The organism is Methyloceanibacter methanicus, assembly GCF_001723285.1.
Lineage (GTDB): Bacteria > Pseudomonadota > Alphaproteobacteria > Rhizobiales > Methyloligellaceae > Methyloceanibacter > Methyloceanibacter methanicus.
Genome location: NZ_LPWG01000010.1, coordinates 204,023 through 225,338 on the forward strand (window position 1 = coordinate 204,023; position 21,316 = coordinate 225,338).

Below are 21,316 nucleotides of genomic sequence, written 5' to 3' on the forward strand. Positions count from 1 at the left end.
CCGATGGACCAGCAACGAAGCCGACACACCGATGGCTAGAAAGCGCCCAAACCGAATCGCCTTCCAAGGGGAACCCGGGGCCAACTCGCACCTGGCGGCCAACGATGCCTATCCGGACATGGAGGCTCTGCCCTGCGCCACGTTCGAGGATGCGCTGGCCGCGGTGAAGACGGGCGCGGCGAAGCTGGCCATGATTCCCATCGAGAACTCGGTTGCCGGGCGCGTGGCCGACATTCATCATTTGCTGCCCCATTCGGGGCTCTACATCATCGGCGAGCATTTCGAGCGCATCCGGCATCAATTGCTGACCTTGCCGGGCGCCAAGCTGGCCGGCCTCGAGTCCGTGCACAGCCACATCATGGCGCTCGGCCAGTGCCGCAAGGTCATCGCCGAGCTGAACCTCAAGCCGGTGACCGAAGCCGATACGGCCGGTGCGGCGCGGCATGTGAGCGAGGCGGCCGATCCCACGCAAGCGGCGATCGCCTCGAAGCTCGCCGCGCAGATCTACGGTCTGCGGATCGCCAAGAGGGACGTCGAGGACGCGGCCCACAACACGACGCGGTTCGTGGTCCTGTCCGCCAAGCCCGTGAAGACCAAGCCCAATGACGGGCCGGTCATCACCACCTTTGTGTTCCGCGTGCGCAATGTGCCCGCGGCGCTCTACAAGGCGCTCGGCGGCTTCGCCACGACCGGCGTGAACATGACCAAGCTGGAATCCTACCAGCTCGAGGGCTCGTTCAACGCCACCATGTTCTACGCCGATATCGAAGGACATCCCGATTCGCGGCCGGTGCAACTGGCCATGGAGGAGCTCGACTTCTACACCAGCGAGATCACCCTGCTCGGCACCTATCCCGCGAGCCCATTCCGGCGCACGCTGAAATCGTAGGCGCGCGAGACTGCGGCCGGGACAGTTTGGCGCCACAAAACGGCGCTAGACACGGCGCTCGACGATTCGTTCCGGCCCGGCACTTTGGGCCATCGGTCAAGTGAGGTCAGATGAGCAAGAAATTCCAATCCAAGAAATCCCCATCGAAGACATGGAGCCCAATTCTCGGGGTGGCCCTGGTAAGCCTGGCGGTCGCCGGTCCAGTGACCGTCAGCGATGCCTGTACGCGCGTTCTCTACGAGACGGGAGGCGGCGACTACATCGTCGGCCGGAGCATGGATTGGGCCGACGACACGAAGACGAATCTGTGGGCCTTTCCGAAGGGCATGGAGCGGGACGGCGGTGCCGGTGCCGGCTCGGTCACCTGGACGTCCAAGTTCGGTTCGGTCATCGCCACGATCTACGATGTCGCGACGGTCGATGGGATCAACGAGGCTGGCCTTGTCGGCAACGTCCTCTATCTGGCCGAGTCCGACTACGGTCCCGCTGACACCGATAAACCGAAGATTTCCGTCGGCGCGTGGCTGCAATACGTCCTCGACAATTTCGCGACCGTGGCGGAAGCCGTGGAGGCATTGGAGGGCCATCAGTTCACAATCGTGGCGCCCGCGCTCCCGAACGGGAAGGCGGCGACCGGTCATGTGGCCTTGTCCGACCCGTCCGGCGATTCGGCGATTTTCGAGTATCTCGACGGCAAGCTCGTCATCCATCACGGTCCGCAAACCACTGTGATGACCAATTCGCCGCCTTACGATCAGCAACTCGCCATCAACACCTATTGGCAGGGGATCGGCGGCCTCACGTTCCTGCCGGGCACGAACCGCGCGGCGGACCGCTTCGTGCGCGCCAGCTACAATTTGAGCGCCTCGCCGAAGTTCGAGGACAAGCGCACGGCGCTCGCGAGCGTGGCATCGATGATGCGCGCGGTCAGCGTTCCGGTGGGCGTCAAGGACCCGAAACAGCCCAATATCGCCTCGACCCAGTGGCGCACCTACGCCGATCAGAACGTCAAGCGCTACTACTATGACTCGGTGTTCAATCCCGGGCTGTTCTGGGTCGACCTCGACAAGCTCGATTTGTCGGACGGCGCGGCGCCCAAGAAGCTGGACCTCACCAGCTATCCGATCCTATCGGGCGAGGTCTCCGGCAGCTTCGAGGACGCCAAGCGTTCAAATTTCTGGCGCCCTAGTCGGGAGGCGCCGGCCGATTGGGGCTCAGTGGCTTGCCACAAGCCCCGGCTTCGCCGATATAGAGGCCAGGGAGGTTGGCGGCAGGCGCGTGCCTCGCCAACCGGGTCAGGTCCGGAAGGAAGCAGCCCTAACGAGCGTTTCGCGGGTTGATTGTCCAGCCTCCCACCTTTCCCATGCGTCCGGTCTGTGCATCGCGTAAACTCCCTGGGGGCGGCGATCCTGCTGCCCGTCGTTGAAGAGCCGGCTCCGAGCGAAGCCAAGTAGCGAAGCCAAGTAGCGAAGCCAAGAAGCGAAGCCAAGGCATGAGGGCCCCGTTCTCGATGTCCGAAAATCAGGCCCAGCACCCGACCCAGAACGCGGCGGCCAGCCACGCGGCCCTTGCTCGCAAATACCGCCCGCAAGTGTTCGCCGAACTCATCGGCCAGGACCCGTTGGTGCGCACCTTGCGGAACGCCTTTGCCTCGGGCCGCATCGCTCAGGCCTATATGCTCACGGGCGTGCGCGGCGTGGGCAAGACAACCACGGCGCGGCTGGTGGCGCGGGCGCTCAACTACGAGGGGCCGCACGGCGAAGGCGCCACGATCGATTTCGACGAAGAGGGGGTCCACTGCCGGGCCATCCTGGAGGGACGGCATCTGGACGTGATCGAGATGGATGCGGCATCCCACACGGGCATCGACGACATTCGCGATCTGATCGACAGCGCCCACTACAAGCCCAACACGGCGCGCTACAAGGTCTACATCATCGACGAGGTGCACATGCTCTCCAAACAGGCCTTCAACGGCCTGTTAAAGACGCTCGAGGAGCCGCCCGAGCATGTGAAGTTCATCTTCGCCACCACGGAAGTCCGCAAAGTACCGGTGACGGTGCTGTCGCGCTGCCAGCGCTTCGATCTGAAACGGATCGAAATCGAGACGCTCACGGACCATCTCGCGCGCGTCGCCAAGGAAGAAGGCACCGAGGCGGAACCGGCGGCGCTGGCGCTGATCGCACGGGCGGGCGAGGGGTCGGTACGCGATGCGCTCTCCATCCTCGACCGCGCCATCGCCTTCGGGTCGGGGCGGATCGAGGTGGGCACCGTCCGGGAGCTTCTGGGTCTTGCCGACCGCGGGCGTATCTTCGACCTGCTCGAGACCGTGCTGAAGGGCGATGCGGGCGGGGCACTCTCCGCCCTTGGTCAGCTCAACCGCGACGGCGCGGAACCGGGCCAGGTGATCACCGATCTCGCAGATGCCGTGCACGCGGTCACGGTCGCGAAGGCCGCCGGGCCCGGCAGTATCGACCCGGCTGCGGGCGAGGCGGAGCGTGGCCGCATCGAGGACTTGGCCAAGCGCCTGTCGATGCCGTGCTGGCGCGCGCCTGGCAGATGTTGCTCAAGGGGCATGACGAGGTGCGCTCAAGCCCCCGTCCGCTCGCCGCCGCCGACATGGTTCTGGTCCGGCTGGCCTATGTGGGCGACCTGCCGCCGCCCGGCGAAATTGCCTGCCAGTCTGACAGCGAGCGCAAGACGCCGGAGCGGCCCTCGCGCCCCGAGACGGAGCGGGCCGACGTGTCTCCTGCTGACGTGTCACCGGCTGAGGCGTCTCCGGCTGAGGCGGCTTCTCCGGTCGAGGCGAGACGCTCGCGCCCGCGGCGCCCAGCACCACGGCCGCGCAAGGCCTGTGCGATGCGCCTCCGGTCACCGAAAGCGAAAATCCGGCCCCGCCCAGCGCAGCCGATGAGCCCGACCCGGAGCCCGCGCCGGACCGTCCCATGCCGCAAAGCTTCGCCGATGTGGTGGCCCTCGCGGAGGCAAAACGCGATCTGAAGCTGAAAAACGCCCTGCTGGAGCAGGTGCGGCTCGTGCACTTCAAGCCCGGGGACATCGCACTCAACCCGCTGTCTCTCGCAGCACCCGACCTGCTCCAGGAGTTGATGCGCAAGCTCAAAGCCTGGACCGGACGCGTCTGGATCGTCTCGACAAGCGACCAGGCGGGCGAAGAGCCGTTGGGCGCCCAGCGCCGGGCGGCCGAGGCGCGTGAGATTGAGACACTTCAAGCCCACCCGGCCGTTCAAGAAGTGCTGCGTCACTTTCCGGGTGCAACGATCGAGGACGTCCGGGCGGTCGCATCGGAGCCGGCGGAAACCGACAACGCCCAAGGCGACTTCGACGACAGGAACGACCTTGGCGACGCGGACGTCTATACGAAGGGTGGAACCAACTGAGGCTGGCCGAACAACGTTCAGGCACCGAAGAGCGACGAAATGGGAACGCGATGAAGAATTTTGCGCAGATGATGAAGCAGGCGCAGGAACTGCAGGGCCGCATGCAGGACATGCAGGCCGAGATGGAAGCCCTGGCCTGCGAGGGCCGCGCCGGAGCCGGCATGGTGACCGTGACGCTGAACGGCAAGGGCGAGATGAAGGGCGTGACCATCGATCCTTCGATGCTGAAGCCGGAGGAGGCCGAGATCCTGGAAGACCTGATCGTCGCCGCTCATGCCGATGCGAAACTGAAAGTCGAAGAGGCCATGAAGGAAAAGATGTCCGTGCTGACCGGCGGCCTGCCCATTCCGCCCGGCTTCAAACTCTTCTAGGCGAGCGCAACGCAGGAACACTGCGCACGCGCGGGCGGCACGATTTGTCGCATTACTGCGGCGCAACGTCACCATGTTGCACCGCTATGCCTCGTGTATGATTCCCACATCCCGGCTTTGAACGGATCACATCGGTCGAGGTGGTAGACGGCGGACGCCGCGCGGTTCCAAACGGAAGTCGCGCTGCAGGGCAGCTTTGGCTGAAATCTTGGCGCGCGCCTGAAATCACATCAGCGGATGGGACGTTCCAACAGCAGCTTCGCAAAATATTTCAAGGATCAAAGATGAAGACCGGATCAAGACTCCCCGAGGTCACCTTTCGCACGCGCGTGCGCGACGAATCCGTCGGCGGCCCGAACCCTTATCGCTGGCAGGACATGACGACGGACGATTATTTCGCCGGCAAGCGGGTCATCCTGTTCTCGCTGCCCGGCGCTTCACGCCGACCTGCTCGACCTATCAGCTCCCGGGCTTCGAAAGCGCCTTCGAGAAGTTCAAGGACCTCGGCATCGAGGACATCTATTGCCTGTCGGTGAACGACAGCTTCGTCATGAACAAATGGGCGAAGGATCAGGACTTGAAGAACGTGAAGGTCATCCCCGACGGGTCGGGCGAGTTCACCCGCAAGATGGGCATGCTGGTCGACAAGGACAATCTCGGCTTCGGCATGCGCTCCTGGCGCTATGCCGCCGTCGTCAACGACGGAGTGATCGAAGCTTGGTTCGAGGAGCCGGGCCTGTGCGACAACCATGTGGAAGATCCGTACGGCGTCAGCGCGCCGGAGACCCTCCTGCAATATCTCGAGCAGAAGGACGTCGTGAAGGCCGCCTAGCGATAGGCGCCCCGCGAACGCGGTGCACGCGTTTGCGCGTTTCTCCGATCTGGATCGGCGGCACGACTCAGCTAAGCTGGGCCGTGCCGTCGGCGTTTTGGCGGATGCGACATCGGGTTGCGGACCGCGGGAGCCCCCGCGGGTCGGGATTTCTTGGAGAGGATGCGGTCCATGGCGCGCGCGGCGGCTGGTCCCGAGATCGAACGGCTGATTCAGCTCCTGGCGCGTCTGCCGGGGCTCGGACCCCGCTCGGCCCGGCGCGCGGCGCTGCACCTCGTCAAGAAGAAGGAGCAGTTGCTCGACCCGCTGGCCGTGGCGCTGGCGGAGACCCGCGACACGATCCTCACCTGCGAGATCTGCGGCAACATCGATACGCAAAGTCCGTGCACGCTATGCCGGGACCCGGCGCGCGACCGCTCCCTGATTTGCGTCGTGGAGGAGGTGGGCGACCTGTGGGCGCTGGAGCGGGCGGCGGTGGTGAACGGGCTCTATCACGTCCTGGGCGGGACGCTGTCGCCGCTGGATGGGGTTGGGCCCGACGATCTCAACATCCCGACGCTGATCGAACGCGCCCGCGCCGAAGAGGTGACCGAGGTCCTGCTGGCGCTGAACGCCACCGTCGAGGGCCAATCCACGGCCCATTACCTCACCGACCAGCTGGCTGGCTGCAACGTCTCGGTCTCGCGCCTCGCTCAGGGCGTCCCCATCGGCGGCGAACTCGACTATCTCGACGAAGGCACGCTCGCCGCCGCCGTCAAGGCGCGGAAGTCGATGGGCGGGTGAGGCTAGTCGGCTGCCGGCACCGTCCCGGAGCCTTGATAGCTGTCGGCAACCCGGTTCGCGGCGGCTTCGAACGCCTCGAGGCACTCGGCGGGCAGGTTCGTCTCGGCAATAACGTCCCAAAAGATGTCGGACTCGATCTCCCCGCCGATCCAGATTCCGGCGAGAAGACCCACGGTCGCGGCGGCGAACACGCCGACGATCCAAAGAAGCCGTCCGCCGTCGCTCACGACCCTGCCTCCTCTTCCGCCTCCACGAGCGCCGTGTCGTCCGGGTCCTGGTCTTCGGCGTTCTCGTCTTCCGCATTCCAAGGCGCGACCTTGAACAGCATCAGCATGCCGGGGACCGCGAGAGCCGTGCAGATGACGAAGAACTGGGTCCAGCCCACCGCTTCCACGATGAAGCCCGTGGTCGCGTTGGCAACCGTCCGCGGGACGGCGATGAGGCTTGAGAACAGCGCGAACTGGGTGGCGGTGAAGGCCTTGCTGGTTTCCCGGGCCATGAAGGCGGTGAGCGCCACGGTGCCGAGGCCGACGGCGAGGTATTCGCCGCTGACGACAACGAACAGTCCCGCCAGCGAGTGCCCGGCCTGGCTCAGCCAGATATAGGGAATGATGGTGAGGAGCTGCACAAAGCCGAACAGCCATAGCGCGCGGTTGATGCTCACCTTGAGCATGACGATGCCGCCGACGGTCGCCCCGGCGAGCACCGCCCAGAGGCCGGCGAACTTGGCCACGCTGCCGATCTCGGTCTTGCTGTACCCCATGTCGAGATAGAAGGGCGTGGCCAGGGCCGTGGCCATGTTGTCCCCAAGCTTGTAGAGAAACAGGAAGGCGAGGATCGCGAGCCCCGCCGCGATGCCGTCGCGGCTGAAGAACTCGACGAAGGGATCGATCACCGCTTCCCGCAAGGTGTGGGGCGCCAAGTCGTCGTCGCTCTCCTCCTTGACCAGCAAGGTGGTCACGATGCCGACCAGCATGAAGGCCGCGGTGATCCAGAATACCGTGGACCAGGGCAGATGGTCGGCGAGGATCAGGGCCAGCGAGCCCGGCACCAGGCCGGACAGACGGTAGGCGTTGATCCAGAACGACGTGCCCGTGCCGAGTTCGTCGTCGGCCAGCAACTCGCGCCGGTAGGCGTCGATGACGATGTCCTGGCTGGCGCTGAACAGGGCGACGGCGAAGACGATCCAGACAATGGCCTGGATCGAGGTCGACGGATTGAAGTGGCCCAGAAGCCCGATCGAGACGAGCAGCAGCACTTGCGTCAGCAGGGCCCAGCCGCGGCGGCGCCCCAGGAACGGCAGCTTGAACCGGTCCATGACCGGCGACCACAGGAACTTCCAGGTGTAGGGCAGCCCCACGAGGGCGAACAAGCCGATCGTGGCGAGGTCGACGCCGTTGTCGCGTAGCCAGGCCGGCACCAGGGACACGAGCACGAACAGGGGCATGCCCGAGCTGAAGCCCAGGAAAATGCAGGCCAGCATCTTGCGGGTGAAAAGAATCTCGGTCCAACTGCGGCGAACGTCCGCAATGTCGGAGTGTTTGGGCGTTCCCTCGGTGGCCGTCATAGCTCGTTCTTACCAGCCGCTCGCCCATCCGTCATGGCTTCCCACCGCCTATCCCGGGAAAAGCGGGCCCTCGAGGCTCACGGACGGCTCCAAATCTCCGCCTGCGACAAATTCCTACTTGCGAATGATTTGCAACTAGCGCTATGCTGCATCGCAAAAGGACGATTGGCTTCGATGAGGAGGCTTCAAGTGACAGTGCGCTGGGCAACGCATGTTCGAAGAGCGGCGGCCGCGATCGCCATCCTGGCGATGGCCGGGCTCGCCGGTTGTGGCGATCAAGACTCCGCCGCGATAGCGGAGGGCGACGGCGCGGAGAACGGCAAGTTCCGCGTGGTGACGACCTTCACCGTCATCCAGGACATCGCCCAGAACGTCGCCGGCGCCGCCGCCGTGGTGGAATCGATCACCAAGCCGGGTGCGGAAATTCACGACTATCAGCCGACGCCGGGAGACATCGTCAAGACCCAGGAGGCGGATCTTGTCCTGTGGAACGGGTTCAACCTGGAGCGCTGGTTCGAGAAGTTCTTCGAGAACATCAAGGACGTGCCGGGCGTCGTGGTGAGCGAGGGGATCGAGCCCATGGGCATCACGGAAGGCCCGTATAACGGCAAACCCAATCCGCATGCATGGATGTCGCCAACAAGCGCGCTTCAATATGTGGAGAACATCCGCAAGGCGCTGGTGAAATACGATCCGGACAACGCGGAGGTCTACGACGCCAACGCGGCGGCGTATGCGGACAAGATCAAAGCGATCGACGAGCCCTTGCGCAAACGCCTTTCGGCCATCCCGGAGGACAAGCGCTGGCTCGTGACGTCCGAGGGCGCCTTCTCGTATCTCGCCCGGGACTACGGCATGCGCGAGGCCTATCTCTGGCCGATCAACGCGGACCAGCAGGGCACGCCGCAGCAGGTACGGCACGTCATCGAGCTCGTGAAGTCGAACGGCATCCCGGTCGTCTTCTCCGAGAGCACGGTCTCGGACCGAGCGGCCAAGCAGGTCGCCAAGGAAAGCGGCGCATCCTATGGCGGCGTTCTCTACGTGGACTCGCTGAGCAAGGAGGGCGGTGCGGTTCCCACCTATCTCGATCTGCTCAGCGTCACCGTGGACACCGTCGCCAAGGGCTTTGAGAATGCCCAAGGAAGCTGAGAACATCCAAGGACGTTAAGAGCGCGCAAGGAAGCTGAGAACATCGATGAACCGTGTTGATTTGCTGACCCGTTCCGACGCGCTGGCCCGTCCCGCAAGCATCGCTGTCGACGACGTCAGCGTCACCTATCCCAACGGGTTCACGGCGGTGCGCGATGCCTCGTTCGAGCTTGGTCCGGGCACGATCTGCGCCCTCGTGGGCGTGAACGGCAGCGGCAAGTCGACCATCTTCAAGGCCATCATGGGCTTCGTCACGCCGTCCGCCGGCCAGGTGCGGCTGTGCGGCCTGCCCGTGGACAAGGCTGTGTCGCAGAACATCGTCGCCTATGTGCCCCAAAGCGAGGACGTCGACTGGAACTTTCCGGTCCTGGTCGAAGATGTGGTGATGATGGGCCGCTACGGCCACATGAATTTGTTCCGCATTCCATCCAGGAAGGATCGCCGCAAGGTCGACGAGGCCTTGGAGCGTGTGAACATGAGCGCCTATCGCACGCGGCAGATCGGCGAGCTCTCCGGCGGCCAGAAGAAACGCGTGTTCCTGGCCCGCGCCTTGGCGCAAGAGGGACGCATCATCCTGCTCGACGAGCCGTTCACCGGCATCGACGTAACGACCGAATCCGCGATCATCGACCTCCTGCGCGAGTTGCGCGACGCCGGTCATTTGATCCTGGTGTCGACCCACAATCTCGGCAGCGTGCCGGATTTCTGCGATCAGGTCGTGCTGCTCAATCGCACGGTGCTCGCCGCCGGCCCGACCGCCACGACTTTCACGCAAGAGAACCTGGAGCGCACCTTCGGCGGTGTGCTGCGCAATTTCGAGCTCAGCGGTCACGCGCTCCACGAGGACGACGACGCGCGCAGCCTCAACGTCATCACCGACGACGAACGGCCCCTCGTGTTCTACGGGGTCAAGAAGGGCAAGAAGAAGCCGGCTCGGGACAAGGCGAAATGAGCGACCTTCTGGCCGAGCTCATCGTCCCCTTCTCCTACGACTACATGTGGAAGGCGATGTGGGTCAGCGCGCTCGTTGGCGCGGTCTGCGCGTTCTTGTCCTGCTATCTCATGTTGAAGGGCTGGTCGTTGATGGGCGACGCCCTTGGCCACTCCATCGTGCCGGGGGTCGCCGGCGCCTATATCATCGGGGCGCCGTTCGCGTTCGGCGCCTTCTTCGCCGGCATTCTGGCCGCGCTCGGCATGGCCTTCGTGAAGCAGCATTCGCGGCTGCGCGAAGACGCCACGATCGGCCTCGTGTTCACGACGCTGTTCGCGCTCGGCGTGCTCATGGCCTCGCTGCACCCGACCTCGGTTTCAATCCAAACCATTGTGCTGGGCAACATTCTCGCGATCCCCGATGCGGACGCGATGCAGGTCGTCGTCATCGCAGTGATCTCCTTCGCGATCCTGTTCTTCATCTGGAAGGACCTGATGGTCACGTTCTTCGACGAGACCTATGCGAAGAGCATCGGCCTCAAGACGCGCACTTTGAAGCTCGTCTTCTTCACGCTTCTCAGCGCCTGCACGGTCGCCGCGCTGCAGACGGTCGGGGCGTGCCTCGTGATCGCCTTGGTGGTGACGCCGGGCGCGACGGCTTACCTCCTGACCGACCGTTTCGACCGGCTTATCGTGATCGCGGTGGCGATCGGCACGCTCACCAGCTTTGTCGGCGCCTATCTTAGCTATTTCGTCGACGGTGCGACCGGCGGGGTCATCGTCACGTTGCAGACGCTGCTGTTCCTCGCGGCCTTCTATTTCGCGCCGAAACATGGCGTCATTGCCGCGCGCCGCAAGGCCCGCGTGGTGAAGGAGGACAATCTGCGCGCGGGCAATGAGCTGCGGGACGGCGACGCCGTACGGGAGGCCGTATGATGGACCCGCTCGCGTTCTTCACGGAGCCCTTCGCCTACGACTTCATGCAAAGGGCGCTCGGCATGTCGCTGCTCGTGGCGGCCGTTTGCGCGGTGCTGTCCTGCTACCTGGTGCTGAAAGGCTGGTCGCTCATGGGCGATGCGATCTCGCACGCGGTATTGCCGGGCATCGTCATCGCATTCGTACTCGGAATTCCGCTGGCGGTCGGTGCGTTCGTGGCCGGGCTCGCTTGCGCGCTGGCGACCGGCTATCTGAAATACAATAGCCGCGTCAAAGAGGACACGGTGATGGGCATCGTGTTCTCAGGCATGTTCGGTTTCGGGCTCGTGCTCTTCACCAAGGTCGAGACCGACCAGCATCTCAACCACATCCTGTTCGGCAACGTACTCGGCGTCACCGCGGCGGACCTGGTCGAAACGGCGATCATCGCCGGCGGCACGCTCCTGGTCGTGCTCGCCAAGCGCCGGGATCTTCTGCTCTACTGCTTCGATCCGAACCATGCGCGCGCCATCGGATTGCCGGTCAACGTCCTGCACTACGGGCTCCTGGTGCTGCTGTCGCTCACCATCGTCAGTTCGATCCAGGCCGTCGGCATCATCCTCGTGATCGCCATGCTGATCGCGCCGGGGGCCACGGCCTATGTCCTCACCGACCGTTTCGAACGCATGCTTGTCATCGCCATCGCGGTTGCGTGCGGTTCTGCCGCGCTCGGAACGCTCATCAGTTTTCATATCGACGGCGCGACCGGTGCCTGCATCGTGCTGGTGCAAGCCTTCGTGTTCTTCATGGTGTTTCTATTCTCCCCAAAGCGCGGGCTCTGGCCCATCGGCAAGCTGCTCGGGAGATCAGCCGGGGACCAGGTGCCGAAGGAGGCCCCCCGCGCGGACGCCCGCGGCTTGGATGCGCCCTAGCCCTGCGGATCGGGCGTGCGGACCGAGCGATGCAGCAGGTCGTAGACGAGCGCCGTCGACCAGCCGATGAGCATCACGCCGTTGAGTGCCGTCATGGGCCCTAGCAAATGCCATTTCGGGACGGGCACCACGTCGCCATAGCCGAGCGTCGTGTAGTTGCCGAAGGCGAAATAGACCAGGTCCGTGTTCTTCGGCACGGCGCCGACCCATTTATAGGTGTAGGCCCAGACCACGCATTCGCCGAAATGGCCGATCAGCAGCAGCGTGCCCGTCGCGACGATGACAAGCATGTATTGCACGAAGCCGGGAAACGAGGCGTCCGTGTTTGCGAGGTTCCGCAAAGTCGCGGCGATAGCGCCGACCAGAATGGCATGAATGAACAGATTGACGAGACTCGCGCTGCCGCCAACGGCGATCTGATCGAGCATCGACACGTTCATGGTCGATATCCACATCGACTCTTTCACGGCTTCTGCGACAGTCGGATCCATCCCCTCTTCTCCCAAGTCCTGTTGTGACGTTATTCGCCGGCCAGGAGGTCCGGCTGCCGGATGATGCGTGGACCTTTGCTCGGCGCCCGTGCCGGCCCTTGCGGGTTGGACTGAGGGGCCGCAGCCGCCACACTGGCCTGCGTCACGTCCGGGGCGTGCGGCGTGGGCCGGGCCACGTTCGGGCCGATCTTGGGCGCGGTCGCGGCTTTGGCCTCGTCCTCGAAATCCAGGTGCTCGATCTTCTGCCCGCGCTTGGTGATCTTGTCCGCAGAGGTGAGGATCTTGTCGATATCCCCATTGGCCTGGCCGAAATGCCGCTGCAAATCCAACACCCGGTCGCGGAACCGGCCCATATCCTCCATCAGCGTGGCGACCTCGCGCTGGATCAGATGGGCCTGCTCGCGCATCTGCACGTCCTTCAGGATGGCCTGCATGGTCTGCACCGCGAGCATCAGCATGTTCGGGGCGCAGATCACGATGCGCGCCCGGTGCGCCTTCTGGACGATGTCCGGGAAGTACTCGGCGAGGTCCGCATAGATCGACTCGGACGGCACGAACAGAATGGCCGTGTCCTGTGTTTCGCCGGCGATGAGATATTTGTCGGCGATCGCCTCGATATGTTTGCCCACATCGGTCCGGATCCGCCGCGCGGCATATTTCTTGGCCTCGTCGCTGCGCGCCGCGCGGAAGGCTTCGAAGCCTTCCAGCGGGAACTTCGCGTCGATCACGACGCCGGCGGCCGCGTTCGGCATGCGCAGCAGACAGTCCGGCCGCTTGCCGTTGGAGAGCGTCGCCTGGAACGTGTAGGCCCCGGCCGGTAGCCCGTCCTTGACGATGGCTTCCATGCGCATCTGGCCGAACGCGCCCCGCGCCTGCTTGTTCGCCAGTATCTCCTGAAGGCTGACCATGTTGCTGGAGAGCTCGGTCAGGTTCTTCTGGGCGGTATCGATGACCGCGAGCCGCTCGTTGAGGCGCGAGATGGTCTCGTGCGTCTTGCGGGCGCTCTCGTTGATATCGCTCCCGACCTTGTGGGTCATGCGGTCCAGACGCTCGTTCACCGCGCGCGCCAGTTCGCCATGCCGGGTGACGCTGATCTCCGCCAGCGTCTGCAGACGGACGCGCATCTCGCCGAGCTGTTGATCCTGCGCGGCGGCGTCCTCTTTCCGGCGGACGAGATGGACGACCAGCACGACGGCCAGCACGAGCAGTGCGAACGCAGCGAGCCCGGCGAGCACGAGGCCCACCAGGACAGGGTCGACTGTCATCGTCCCGATTTTCAGGGGCTCGAGAACCATCAGCCTAGCTATAGGCTGATTCGGGAGGCTAGACCAAAACCAGAACATGCGGCGGACCGGGTCCGATGGGCGTCGGATGAAGGGGCGCATTGACCGGAGCCGTCCGGCTCCTTATGTCAGCGTCAGACATGACTTCCATCTATCCCATCCTCACCATCCCGGAGCCCGTGTTGCGGCAGACGGCCGAGCCCGTCGAACGCGTGGACGACGAGCTGCGCAAGCTGATGGACGATATGCTGGCGACGATGTACGACGCGCCGGGCGTCGGCCTCGCTGCGCCCCAGATCGGCATTTCGCGCCGGCTGATCGTCATGGACCCGGCCCGCGACGAGGAGGAGCCGGCCCCGCTCGTCATGGTGAACCCCGTGATCCTGGAGCGCTCGGAAGAGATGCGCGTGCATGAAGAGGGCTGCCTGTCGATCCCCGAGGTCACGGCGGAGGTGGAACGCCCGGCCGTGCGCGCGTGTCCTATCTCGATCGCGAGGGCAAGCCCCAAGAGGCGGAGGTCGAGGGCTTCTTGTCCACCATCGTCCAGCACGAGGTCGACCATCTGAACGGGGTCTTGTTCATCGACTATCTGTCGCGGCTGAAGCGCGACATGATCGTGCGGAAGTCACCAAGCAGAAGCGCGCCACGGCCCTTTGACGCCCGCGAAGCGGCTTCCCATCCCGCGAAGCGGCTTCCCATCCCGCGAAGCGGCTTCCCATGCGCATCGAACCAGCCTAAGACCGGCCCATGCGGATCATCTTCATGGGCACGCCGGATTTCGCCGTTCCGGCGCTGCTGTCCATCGCCAAGGCGGGGCATGAGATCGCGGCGGTCTACACGCAGCCGCCCAGGCCCGCGGGCCGGGGCATGGCCTTGCGCAAGTCGCCGGTCCAGGAGGAAGCCGAAGCGCTGGGTCTTCCGGTGAGCGTGCCGGCCAGCCTCAAGAGTCCGGCCGAACAGAAACGCTTCGCCGCGCTCGAGGCGGATGCGGCCGTCGTGGTGGCCTATGGCCTGATCCTGCCCGCATTGGTTCTGAACGGCACGCGGCGCGGTGTCTACAACATCCATGCGTCCTTGCTGCCGCGGTGGCGAGGCGCCGCCCCGATCAACCGCGCGATCATGGCGGGCGATGCGGAAACCGGCGTCTCCATCATGCGGGTGACGCCAGGGCTCGACGAGGGACCGGTCTGCCTCATGGAGCGGTTGGCGATCGAACCCGACATGACGGCGGGAGAGTTGCACGATGCGCTTTCGGCGCTCGGCGCGGAGCTGATGGTGGACGTGCTGGCATCGCTCGGGCAGGGGACGCTCCACTGCGTGGAGCAAGACGGCAAGCTCGCGACCTATGCGGCGAAGCTGACGAACGAGGAGACCCGCATCGATTGGGCCCGTCCCGCACAAGAGGTGCACAACCACATACGCGGCCTGTCCCCCTATCCCGGCGCCTGGTTCCAAATCGTGCAGAACGGCAAGGCCGAGCGGGTGAAGGTCCAGGGCTCCGCCCTCGAAAAAGGGCGGGGCGCGCCGGGCACGCTACTGGACGACCGCTTGACGGTTGCCTGCTCGGAGGGCGCGGTGCGCCTGACCCGGGTCCAGCGCGCGGGCAAGAAGCCCATGCTGGCGGACGCTTTCCTGCGCGGCGTCGATCTGCGCCCGGCAGCACGCTGCTCTAGCGAGGCGCGACCCGCAATGCCCCGTTACAAGCTCACTTTGGAATATGACGGCACGCCCTTCGTGGGCTGGCAGGTCCAGGATGGACAGATGTCCGTGCAGGGACGGCTTGCGGAAGCCATCGAAGCGTTCTCCGGCGAAGCGTCCCGCGTGGGGGCCGGACGCACGGATGCGGGCGTCCATGCGATCGGACAGGTCGCCCATATGGATCTTGCGAAGGACTGGGAGCCTGCCAGGGTGCGCGACGCATTGAACGCGCAAGTGCGCCCCGATCCGATTTCGGTGCTGTCGTGCGAGATCGTAGGCGACGATTTCGACGCGCGTTTTTCCGCGAAGGCGCGCCATTACCTCTATCGCATCGTCGACCGCCGCGCGCCTCTGGCGCTGGAACGCAACCGCGCCTGGGGCGTCTTCAGGCCGCTCGACGCAAAAGCCATGCACGCGGCCGCCCAGAGCCTGCTCGGCCATCACGATTTCACGACGTTCCGGTCTTCCGAATGCCAGGCGGCTTCGCCCGAGAAGACGCTCGACCGGCTGGAGGTGTCACGCCATGGCGAGGTCATCCGGGTCGAGGCCTCCGCGCGCTCCTTCCTGCACAATCAGGTGCGCTCCATGGTCGGTTCGTTGAAATGCGTCGGCGAAGGGCGCTGGACGAAAGGCGACCTGGAGCAGGCATTGGCGGCGCGCGACCGGGCGGCCTGCGGTCCCGTGGCGCCTGCTTGCGGCCTTTACCTGGTCAAGGTGGACTATTAAGCCTCTAGCTGCCGCTAGGGCCGGCGAGGGGGACACACATCCATGATCAGGCGCATTGCCACGGTTGGCGGGCTGACGCTCGTTTCGCGCCTTTCGGGTTTCATTCGGGACGTGGTCATGGCCGCCATCCTCGGCGCCGGGCCCGTCGCCGATGCCTTCTTCGTCGCCTTCCGCCTGCCCAACCATTTCCGCGCGATCTTCGCCGAAGGAGCGTTCGCCGCGGCCTTCGTGCCGGCCTACGCCCACACGTTGGAAAAGGCGGGGCTCCCGGCCGCGAAACTCTTCGCAGACCAGGTGGGCGCGGCGCTGATCGCGATCAACCTCGTCATCCTGGCGATCGCCCTCCTGTTCACGCCGGACGTGGTCATGCTGCTCGCCCCGGGCCTGTCAGACGATCCGCAGCGCTTCGATCTCGCCGTGGCGCTCACCCGGATCACGTTTCCCTATCTCGCGCTGGTCTCGCTGGAGACGCTGTTCGCGGGCATCCTCAACGCCAACAACCGGTTCGCCACGGCAGCGGGCGCCTCCATTCTGCTCAACGTCTCGCTGATCGCCACGCTGGCGCTAGCGCCCTATTTCGAAAGCGCGGGCCATGCGGCGGCCTGGGGCGTGCTAATCGCGGGCGTCGCGATGGTGCTCCTCGTGGGCGGCGATGCGGAGATGCATGGCTACGGCATCCGCCTGCGCATGCCGAGGCTCGACGCGCCCACGCGCCGGTTCCTGAAAGCGCTGGGTCCGGCGATCATCGGCGCGGGCGGCGTGCAGCTCGCCCTGTTCGCCGACACGGTCATCGCGTCCTTCCTGCCGACCGGCGCCCTGTCGGCGCTCTACTATGCGGACCGCATCAACCAGCTCCCCATCGGCGTCGTGGGCATCGCCGTGGGCACGGTGCTCCTGCCGGAAATGTCCCGCCGGCTCGCGGCGGGCGATACGGCGGGCGCGGCGTCCGCCCAGGCGCGCGGCATTCAGCTCGCTTTGCTGATGACGCTTCCCTGCGCGGCTGCGGCCATCGCGATCCCTGATCTGATCATGCGGGCGCTGTTCGCCCGCGGCGCCTTCACCGGCGAAGATGCGCTCGCCGCCGGGCACACGCTCGCCGCCTATTCGCTCGGCCTCATTCCCTTCGTGCTGCTCAGAAGCTTCACCGCGCCGTTCTATGCGCGCGGCGATACGGCAACGCCCGTCAAGGCCGCGATCCTCGCCGCGCTCGTGAACATCGCCTTGAAAGTGGTGCTGATGGGCCCGCTCGCCCAGGTCGGCCTCGCGCTTGCAACGAGCGTCGGCGCGTGGATCAATCTCGGTCTCCTTGGTCTTCTGGCCCGGCGCCAGGGCTTCGCGGTGTCGGGCGCGGCCATCGGCGGACCGGTGGCGAAACTCGCGATCATCGGCATCGCCTTCGCCGTGGCGCTCTATTTCGGCGCGCTCGGGCTCGACAGCGCGCTTTCGTCGATGACCCATTTCCGCGACGAGACGGAACTTGGAATCCTCGTCGTGGTGGGTGGCGTCGTTTATTTCGCGGCCGTTCTCGCCATTCTGGGGCGCCGCTGGTTTGCAGGCCTCATGAGAGAGGTCGAGCGCGAGGCGGATTTGCCGCCGCCGGGTGCCGCCGAGCTGATCGAGGACCCCACAGACGATTCCGAAGCGATCCCGGACTCCGAGCCGCCGCCGAGGATCTAGCCGGGCGAAAGACGGCCTAAGCCATCTTCAAATCGACCAGCGTCACGGCGCCGTCCTCGATCGCGCTGCCAAGGAAGATGGCGCCGATCCGGGCGAAACGCTCGGGCGAATCCGTGGCAAAGAAGCGGATCGACTGCGGGCCACGCCCGACGCCGGCCTGCAGGGCCGATTCCGCCAGCGCCTCGGCGACGGCCGCGGCTGTCGTCTCGGCCGAATCCACGAGCGTGATCGCATCGCCGACATGGTGCTGAATGGCCGCCGCCAAGACCGGGAAATGGGTGCACCCCAGTACCAGCGTATCGGGCGCATCGGCGCGCGCGAAGAGCGGTTCGAGATAGTCCTCGACCGCCGCCGCGGTCGCGCGCGTGCTCGTCCAGCCTTCCTCGGCGAGCGCGACAAAGACCTGGCAGGCGAGCTGCGTCACCTCTGCGTCCGCCATGAAGCGGTGGATGGCCTTGGCGTAGGCGCCGCCTCTGACCGTGCTTTCGGTCGCCAGCACCGCGATGCGCTTGTTGCGCGTGGCCGCGACGCCGGCACGTGCACCGGGTTCGATCACGCCGATCACGGGCACGGGAGCCAGCGCGCCGCGCAGTGCGTCCAGCGCGACCGCCGACGCCGTATTGCAGGCGATCACCACCATCTTGACGTTCTCGCCGAGAAGGAGATGCGTGGCCTGGAGCGCATAGGCGCTGACCGTGTCGGGGCTCTTGGTGCCGTAGGGCAGCCGCGCGGTGTCGCCGAGATAGACGAAGTGCTCCTCCGGCAAACGGCCGGCGAGCGCCCGCAACACGGTCAACCCGCCCATGCCGGAATCGAACACGCCGATGGGGCGCGGATCACCGGCCATCGTTGTCCCCGGATGCGCCATCCCCGAACGTTTCGAAATACCGGGCGATGAAGCGGCGGTAGATCGCCGTCAGCGTTTCCAGGTCGGCCAGCGCGGCGTTCTCGTCGGTCTTGTGGATCGTCTCGGTCGTGAGGCCGAATTCCACGACGGGACAATAGTCCTTAATGAAACGGGCGTCCGACGTGCCGCCACTCGTCGACAGGGCCGGCGTCTTGCCGGTGAATTCAGCCACGGCTTGGCTGAGAAGCCGATCGAGTGCGCCGGGCTTGGTGAGGAACGCATCGCCGTGCGGGGCGAAGTCTAGTGTGAAGCCGAGTTCCGTATTGGCGAGCGTGGCGGCGATGCTGTCGCTCAGCATGGCCTTCAGCGTGCCGGCCTCGTGGTTGTCGTTGAAGCGGATGTTGAACCGGGCTTCCGCGCGCACCGGGATCACATTGGTGGCGGGGTTGCCCACGTCGATGCTCGTCACTTCGAAATTTGACGGCGAGAAATGGGTGCTGCCCGAATCCAGCGGCGTGTCGTAGAGCCTTGCGAGCGCCGACACGATGCCCTTCACGGGATTGGCCGCAAGATGCGGATAGGCCACATGGCCCTGTTGCCCGGTCACGGTGAGATGGCCGGTCAGGCTGCCGCGCCGGCCGATCTTGATCGTTTCACCGAGCACGGTCGAGTTGGACGGCTCGCCCACGAGGCAGTGGTCGGGGGTGAGGCCCGTCTCCTCCATCCAGGCGAGCACCTTCTTGGTGCCGTTGATCGCGGGGCCTTCTTCGTCGCCCGTGACAAGGAGGCTGATCGTGCCCGGCACAATGCCATTCCGTGCCGAAACATAGTCGATCGCGGCCGCGGCGAAGCAGGCGATCGCGCCCTTCATGTCTGAGGCGCCGCGCCCATAAAGCCGCCCATCGGCAATGTCGGCGGCGAAAGGCGGATGGCTCCATAGGCTCGTATCGCCCGGGGGCACCACGTCCGTGTGGCCCGCGAAGCACAGATGCGGCGCACCCGAGCCGATGCGCGCGACGAGATTGTCCACGTCCGGTGTGCCGTCCTCGCTGAACCTCAGCCGCTCGCAGGCAAAGCCGGCCGCGGCGAGAGGCCTGGCGAGAGCGTCCAAGGCGCCTTCATCCAGCGGCGTGACGCTGGGGCACCGGATCAGGCTTTGCGCGATTTCGACCGCGGACTCGGCGGGCGTTGGCATAGAAAGGTCCTTGGAAGGGTCCTTGACTGCGACGTGGCGCCCGTCCCGGGCGCGGCCCCAGAACATGACGGCGTGCCGTTCCGATGGCAAGCGCAGGCGACAGCCTGGTCGCCTTGCGGGGAACGCTGGGCCGCGCGGTCTTGGCGTCTGCTCGGGTGCGTTAGGTGAGGGCGGCCAGAGGGTCGCCGCCATACTGGTTGGATCCCGGCGTTCCCTTGAGGATGCCGAGTTCGATCAGGAACCACAGTCCCACGCCGAGATTGACGAGAACGCAGATCCATCCGAGGCCGTTGAGCTGGTCGGGCGTGCCCGTGAGGCCCCAGGCCGTCAGCAGGCTCGCGATCAGGGAGGGGACCAGGCCGTACAGCGCCATCTTTCCGGGCTTGTCCCGGTCCTGGAAGCGTTTCGCGCAGACGGCGTAGCTGGGGAAGAACAGGGCAAGGGACACGAGCGTGGCCAGGAGCCCGCCGAAAAAGCCGGTTCCGAAGATCACTTCGATCAGAACCCCGAGCACGATGCTGATGATGCCAAGGATCACCACACCGGCCCACCATTTGGCGCGGTTGATGCGGCCGTCCAGCGACGTGAAGATGTACTGCAGATCCATTGTTCCCCCCTTGGTCAGCGTCTGACGCAAGTCTCAATTTTTAGAACCGAATCGTGACATTGCGAAGAGCGCAATTCGATCCTAGCGCCAATGAACCGCAGGGTCGCGGGCCGATCTTGGCCGATCCTGCCAGGACCCGGGCGCGTGCCAGAGCCTTGTCTAGGTGCGCAGGAGCTCGTTGATCGATGTCTTCGAGCGGGTCTGCTCGTCGACGGTCTTGACGATCACGGCGCAATAGAGCGAGGGGCCCGGCGTGCCGTCCGGCAGCGGCTTGCCCGGCATGGAGCCGGACACCACCACCGAATAGGGCGGCACGCGGCCCTGGTGCACGAAGCCCGTGGCCCGGTCGATGATCTTGGTGGATTGGCCGATATAGACGCCCATGGAGAGCACCGAGCCTTCGCCCACGATCACCCCTTCGGCGACTTCGGCCCGGGCACCGATGAAGCAATTGTCCTCGATAATCACGGGATTGGCCTGCAACGGCTCGAGCACGCCGCCAATGCCCGCGCCGCCGGAAAGGTGCACGTTCTTGCCGATCTGCGCGCAGGAGCCGACCGTGGCCCAGGTGTCGATCATCGAGCCGCTGTCCACATAGGCGCCGAGATTGACGAAGCTGGGCATGAGCACCACGCCGGGGGCGATATAAGCCGAATGGCGCACGATGCAGCCGGGAACGGCGCGGAAGCCCGCCTCCTTGAAGTCCTTAGCCTTCCACTTCTCAAACTTCACCGGCACCTTGTCCCACCAGGACGAGCCGTCGGGACCGCCGTCCATCCGCTTCTGGTCGTTGAGCTTGAAGGAGAGCAGGATGGCCTTCTTCACCCATTGATTGACCACCCACTCGCCGTCGGACTTTTCCGCGACTCGCAACTCGCCCTTGTCGAGCAGGCCCAGAACCTCCTCGACGCCGTCGCGCACGACACCCTTGGTCTGGGCATTGATATCGGAGGCGTGCTCGAAGGCGCCGTCGATGAAATTCTTCAGGTGATCGTGCGACATGTCAGTCTCCCAGAACTCTCGTAG

At 65.3% G+C, this 21,316-nt stretch carries 18 protein-coding genes, 1 other RNA gene and 5 pseudogenes; 16 read left to right on the forward strand and 8 right to left on the reverse strand.

Features of this window, described 5'->3' with window-relative positions:
- The first annotated feature begins 31 nt into the window (after positions 1-31).
- From AUC68_RS05930 to recR, 8 genes and pseudogenes are all read left to right on the forward strand, one after another.
- Entirely contained in the window at positions 32-889 is an 858-nt protein-coding gene (locus AUC68_RS05930) for a prephenate dehydratase (protein ID WP_069436780.1), read from the forward strand.
- A 275-nt stretch (positions 890-1,164) separates the two neighbouring features.
- Positions 1,165-1,914, forward strand: a pseudogene (locus tag AUC68_RS15680) (linear amide C-N hydrolase); the annotation flags it as partial.
- Between the two features lie 232 nt (positions 1,915-2,146).
- Positions 2,147-2,247: signal recognition particle sRNA small type (gene ffs / locus AUC68_RS05935), an RNA gene on the forward strand.
- Between the two features lie 152 nt (positions 2,248-2,399).
- Positions 2,400-3,565, forward strand: a pseudogene (locus AUC68_RS05940) (DNA polymerase III subunit gamma/tau); the annotation flags it as partial.
- Between the two features lie 269 nt (positions 3,566-3,834).
- Complete coding sequence (locus AUC68_RS16330; RefSeq protein ID WP_069436782.1) at positions 3,835-4,287, forward strand: hypothetical protein; 453 nt, start codon at positions 3,835-3,837, stop codon at positions 4,285-4,287.
- A 50-nt stretch (positions 4,288-4,337) separates the two neighbouring features.
- Positions 4,338-4,658, forward strand: a complete 321-nt coding sequence (locus AUC68_RS05950) for a YbaB/EbfC family nucleoid-associated protein (protein WP_069436783.1) — start codon at positions 4,338-4,340, stop codon at positions 4,656-4,658.
- 284 nt (positions 4,659-4,942) lie between these two features.
- Positions 4,943-5,490: pseudogene (locus AUC68_RS05955) on the forward strand (redoxin family protein).
- A 171-nt stretch (positions 5,491-5,661) separates the two neighbouring features.
- Positions 5,662-6,273 carry a recombination mediator RecR gene (gene recR, locus AUC68_RS05960; protein WP_069436784.1) on the forward strand — a complete coding sequence of 204 codons (612 nt, stop codon included), beginning with the start codon at positions 5,662-5,664 and terminating at the stop codon, positions 6,271-6,273.
- A gap of 2 nt (positions 6,274-6,275) precedes the next feature.
- Here recR and AUC68_RS05965 read toward each other — a convergent pair whose 3' ends face one another.
- Both AUC68_RS05965 and AUC68_RS05970 read right to left on the reverse strand, forming a co-directional pair.
- Complete coding sequence (locus AUC68_RS05965) at positions 6,276-6,500, reverse strand: hypothetical protein (RefSeq protein ID WP_069436785.1); 225 nt, start codon at positions 6,498-6,500, stop codon at positions 6,276-6,278.
- Positions 6,497-7,840, reverse strand: coding sequence for an AmpG family muropeptide MFS transporter (locus AUC68_RS05970; RefSeq protein WP_069436786.1), 1,344 nt, complete (start codon positions 7,838-7,840; stop codon positions 6,497-6,499). The genes AUC68_RS05965 and AUC68_RS05970 overlap by 4 nt, the downstream gene beginning before the upstream one ends.
- A gap of 174 nt (positions 7,841-8,014) precedes the next feature.
- On the opposite strand from AUC68_RS05970, the gene AUC68_RS05975 reads away from it, so the two are divergent.
- From AUC68_RS05975 to AUC68_RS05990, 4 genes are read left to right on the forward strand one after another with little or no spacing between them, the layout of a single operon-like run.
- A complete protein-coding gene (locus AUC68_RS05975; RefSeq protein WP_069437046.1) occupies positions 8,015-8,989 on the forward strand; it encodes a metal ABC transporter substrate-binding protein in 975 nt (324 codons plus the stop codon).
- A gap of 46 nt (positions 8,990-9,035) precedes the next feature.
- Positions 9,036-9,941, forward strand: a complete 906-nt coding sequence (locus AUC68_RS05980) for a manganese/iron ABC transporter ATP-binding protein (RefSeq protein WP_069436787.1) — start codon at positions 9,036-9,038, stop codon at positions 9,939-9,941.
- On the forward strand, positions 9,938-10,855 hold the full coding sequence (locus tag AUC68_RS05985; protein WP_069436788.1) for a metal ABC transporter permease: 918 nt from the start codon (positions 9,938-9,940) through the stop codon (positions 10,853-10,855). The genes AUC68_RS05980 and AUC68_RS05985 overlap by 4 nt, the downstream gene beginning before the upstream one ends.
- Positions 10,855-11,766, forward strand: coding sequence for a metal ABC transporter permease (locus AUC68_RS05990; protein WP_069437047.1), 912 nt, complete (start codon positions 10,855-10,857; stop codon positions 11,764-11,766). Before AUC68_RS05985 ends, AUC68_RS05990 begins: the two co-directional genes overlap by 1 nt.
- Here the strand turns inward: AUC68_RS05990 and AUC68_RS05995 are convergent.
- Both AUC68_RS05995 and AUC68_RS06000 read right to left on the reverse strand, forming a co-directional pair.
- Positions 11,763-12,257 (reverse strand): potassium channel family protein, encoded by a 495-nt coding sequence (locus AUC68_RS05995; RefSeq protein ID WP_083240469.1) that lies wholly within the window; start codon positions 12,255-12,257, stop codon positions 11,763-11,765. The genes AUC68_RS05990 and AUC68_RS05995 overlap by 4 nt on opposite strands.
- A 29-nt stretch (positions 12,258-12,286) precedes the next feature.
- A complete protein-coding gene (locus AUC68_RS06000; RefSeq protein WP_244500411.1) occupies positions 12,287-13,522 on the reverse strand; it encodes a DNA recombination protein RmuC in 1,236 nt (411 codons plus the stop codon).
- Positions 13,523-13,680: 158 nt separating this feature from the next.
- On the opposite strand from AUC68_RS06000, the pseudogene def reads away from it, so the two are divergent.
- The 4 genes and pseudogenes from def to murJ all read left to right on the forward strand — a co-directional run.
- Positions 13,681-14,165, forward strand: a pseudogene (def, locus tag AUC68_RS06005) (peptide deformylase); the annotation flags it as partial.
- Between the two features lie 122 nt (positions 14,166-14,287).
- Positions 14,288-15,190: pseudogene (gene fmt / locus AUC68_RS17600) on the forward strand (methionyl-tRNA formyltransferase); the annotation flags it as partial.
- Between the two features lie 39 nt (positions 15,191-15,229).
- Entirely contained in the window at positions 15,230-15,964 is a 735-nt protein-coding gene (gene truA / locus AUC68_RS17605) for a tRNA pseudouridine(38-40) synthase TruA (RefSeq protein WP_280138532.1), read from the forward strand.
- Positions 15,965-16,006: 42 nt separating this feature from the next.
- Positions 16,007-17,641: a murein biosynthesis integral membrane protein MurJ gene (gene murJ, locus AUC68_RS06015; RefSeq protein ID WP_069436792.1), complete on the forward strand. Its 1,635-nt coding sequence runs from the start codon at positions 16,007-16,009 to the stop codon at positions 17,639-17,641.
- Between the two features lie 16 nt (positions 17,642-17,657).
- Here murJ and murI read toward each other — a convergent pair whose 3' ends face one another.
- From murI to dapD, 4 genes are all read right to left on the reverse strand, one after another.
- Entirely contained in the window at positions 17,658-18,488 is an 831-nt protein-coding gene (murI, locus tag AUC68_RS06020) for a glutamate racemase (protein WP_141701116.1), read from the reverse strand.
- Complete coding sequence (dapE, locus tag AUC68_RS06025; RefSeq protein ID WP_069437049.1) at positions 18,478-19,683, reverse strand: succinyl-diaminopimelate desuccinylase; 1,206 nt, start codon at positions 19,681-19,683, stop codon at positions 18,478-18,480. The genes murI and dapE overlap by 11 nt, the downstream gene beginning before the upstream one ends.
- A gap of 160 nt (positions 19,684-19,843) precedes the next feature.
- Complete coding sequence (locus AUC68_RS06030; protein ID WP_069436794.1) at positions 19,844-20,290, reverse strand: DUF805 domain-containing protein; 447 nt, start codon at positions 20,288-20,290, stop codon at positions 19,844-19,846.
- A gap of 159 nt (positions 20,291-20,449) precedes the next feature.
- Positions 20,450-21,292 carry a 2,3,4,5-tetrahydropyridine-2,6-dicarboxylate N-succinyltransferase gene (dapD, locus tag AUC68_RS06035; protein ID WP_069436795.1) on the reverse strand — a complete coding sequence of 281 codons (843 nt, stop codon included), beginning with the start codon at positions 21,290-21,292 and terminating at the stop codon, positions 20,450-20,452.
- Positions 21,293-21,316 lie beyond the last annotated feature (24 nt).

Bases quoted from the DNA above. Each gene is read 5' to 3' on its own strand.
- AUC68_RS05980 (WP_069436787.1), top strand. From the start codon at position 9,036: ATGAACCGTGTTGATTTGCTGACCCGTTCCGACGCGCTGGCCCGTCCC.
- dapE (WP_069437049.1), bottom strand. From the start codon at position 19,683: ATGCCAACGCCCGCCGAGTCCGCGGTCGAAATCGCGCAAAGCCTGATC.
- AUC68_RS06030 (WP_069436794.1), bottom strand. From the start codon at position 20,290: ATGGATCTGCAGTACATCTTCACGTCGCTGGACGGCCGCATCAACCGC.
- AUC68_RS05970 (WP_069436786.1), bottom strand. From the start codon at position 7,840: ATGACGGCCACCGAGGGAACGCCCAAACACTCCGACATTGCGGACGTT.
- AUC68_RS05995 (WP_083240469.1), bottom strand. From the start codon at position 12,257: ATGGATCCGACTGTCGCAGAAGCCGTGAAAGAGTCGATGTGGATATCG.
- AUC68_RS05975 (WP_069437046.1), top strand. From the start codon at position 8,015: ATGAGGAGGCTTCAAGTGACAGTGCGCTGGGCAACGCATGTTCGAAGA.
- recR (WP_069436784.1), top strand. From the start codon at position 5,662: ATGGCGCGCGCGGCGGCTGGTCCCGAGATCGAACGGCTGATTCAGCTC.
- AUC68_RS16330 (WP_069436782.1), top strand. From the start codon at position 3,835: ATGCCGCAAAGCTTCGCCGATGTGGTGGCCCTCGCGGAGGCAAAACGC.
- AUC68_RS05950 (WP_069436783.1), top strand. From the start codon at position 4,338: ATGAAGAATTTTGCGCAGATGATGAAGCAGGCGCAGGAACTGCAGGGC.
- AUC68_RS05985 (WP_069436788.1), top strand. From the start codon at position 9,938: ATGAGCGACCTTCTGGCCGAGCTCATCGTCCCCTTCTCCTACGACTAC.
- truA (WP_280138532.1), top strand. From the start codon at position 15,230: ATGCCCCGTTACAAGCTCACTTTGGAATATGACGGCACGCCCTTCGTG.
- murI (WP_141701116.1), bottom strand. From the start codon at position 18,488: ATGGCCGGTGATCCGCGCCCCATCGGCGTGTTCGATTCCGGCATGGGC.
- murJ (WP_069436792.1), top strand. From the start codon at position 16,007: ATGATCAGGCGCATTGCCACGGTTGGCGGGCTGACGCTCGTTTCGCGC.
- AUC68_RS06000 (WP_244500411.1), bottom strand. From the start codon at position 13,522: ATGACAGTCGACCCTGTCCTGGTGGGCCTCGTGCTCGCCGGGCTCGCT.
- AUC68_RS05930 (WP_069436780.1), top strand. From the start codon at position 32: ATGGCTAGAAAGCGCCCAAACCGAATCGCCTTCCAAGGGGAACCCGGG.
- dapD (WP_069436795.1), bottom strand. From the start codon at position 21,292: ATGTCGCACGATCACCTGAAGAATTTCATCGACGGCGCCTTCGAGCAC.
- AUC68_RS05990 (WP_069437047.1), top strand. From the start codon at position 10,855: ATGGACCCGCTCGCGTTCTTCACGGAGCCCTTCGCCTACGACTTCATG.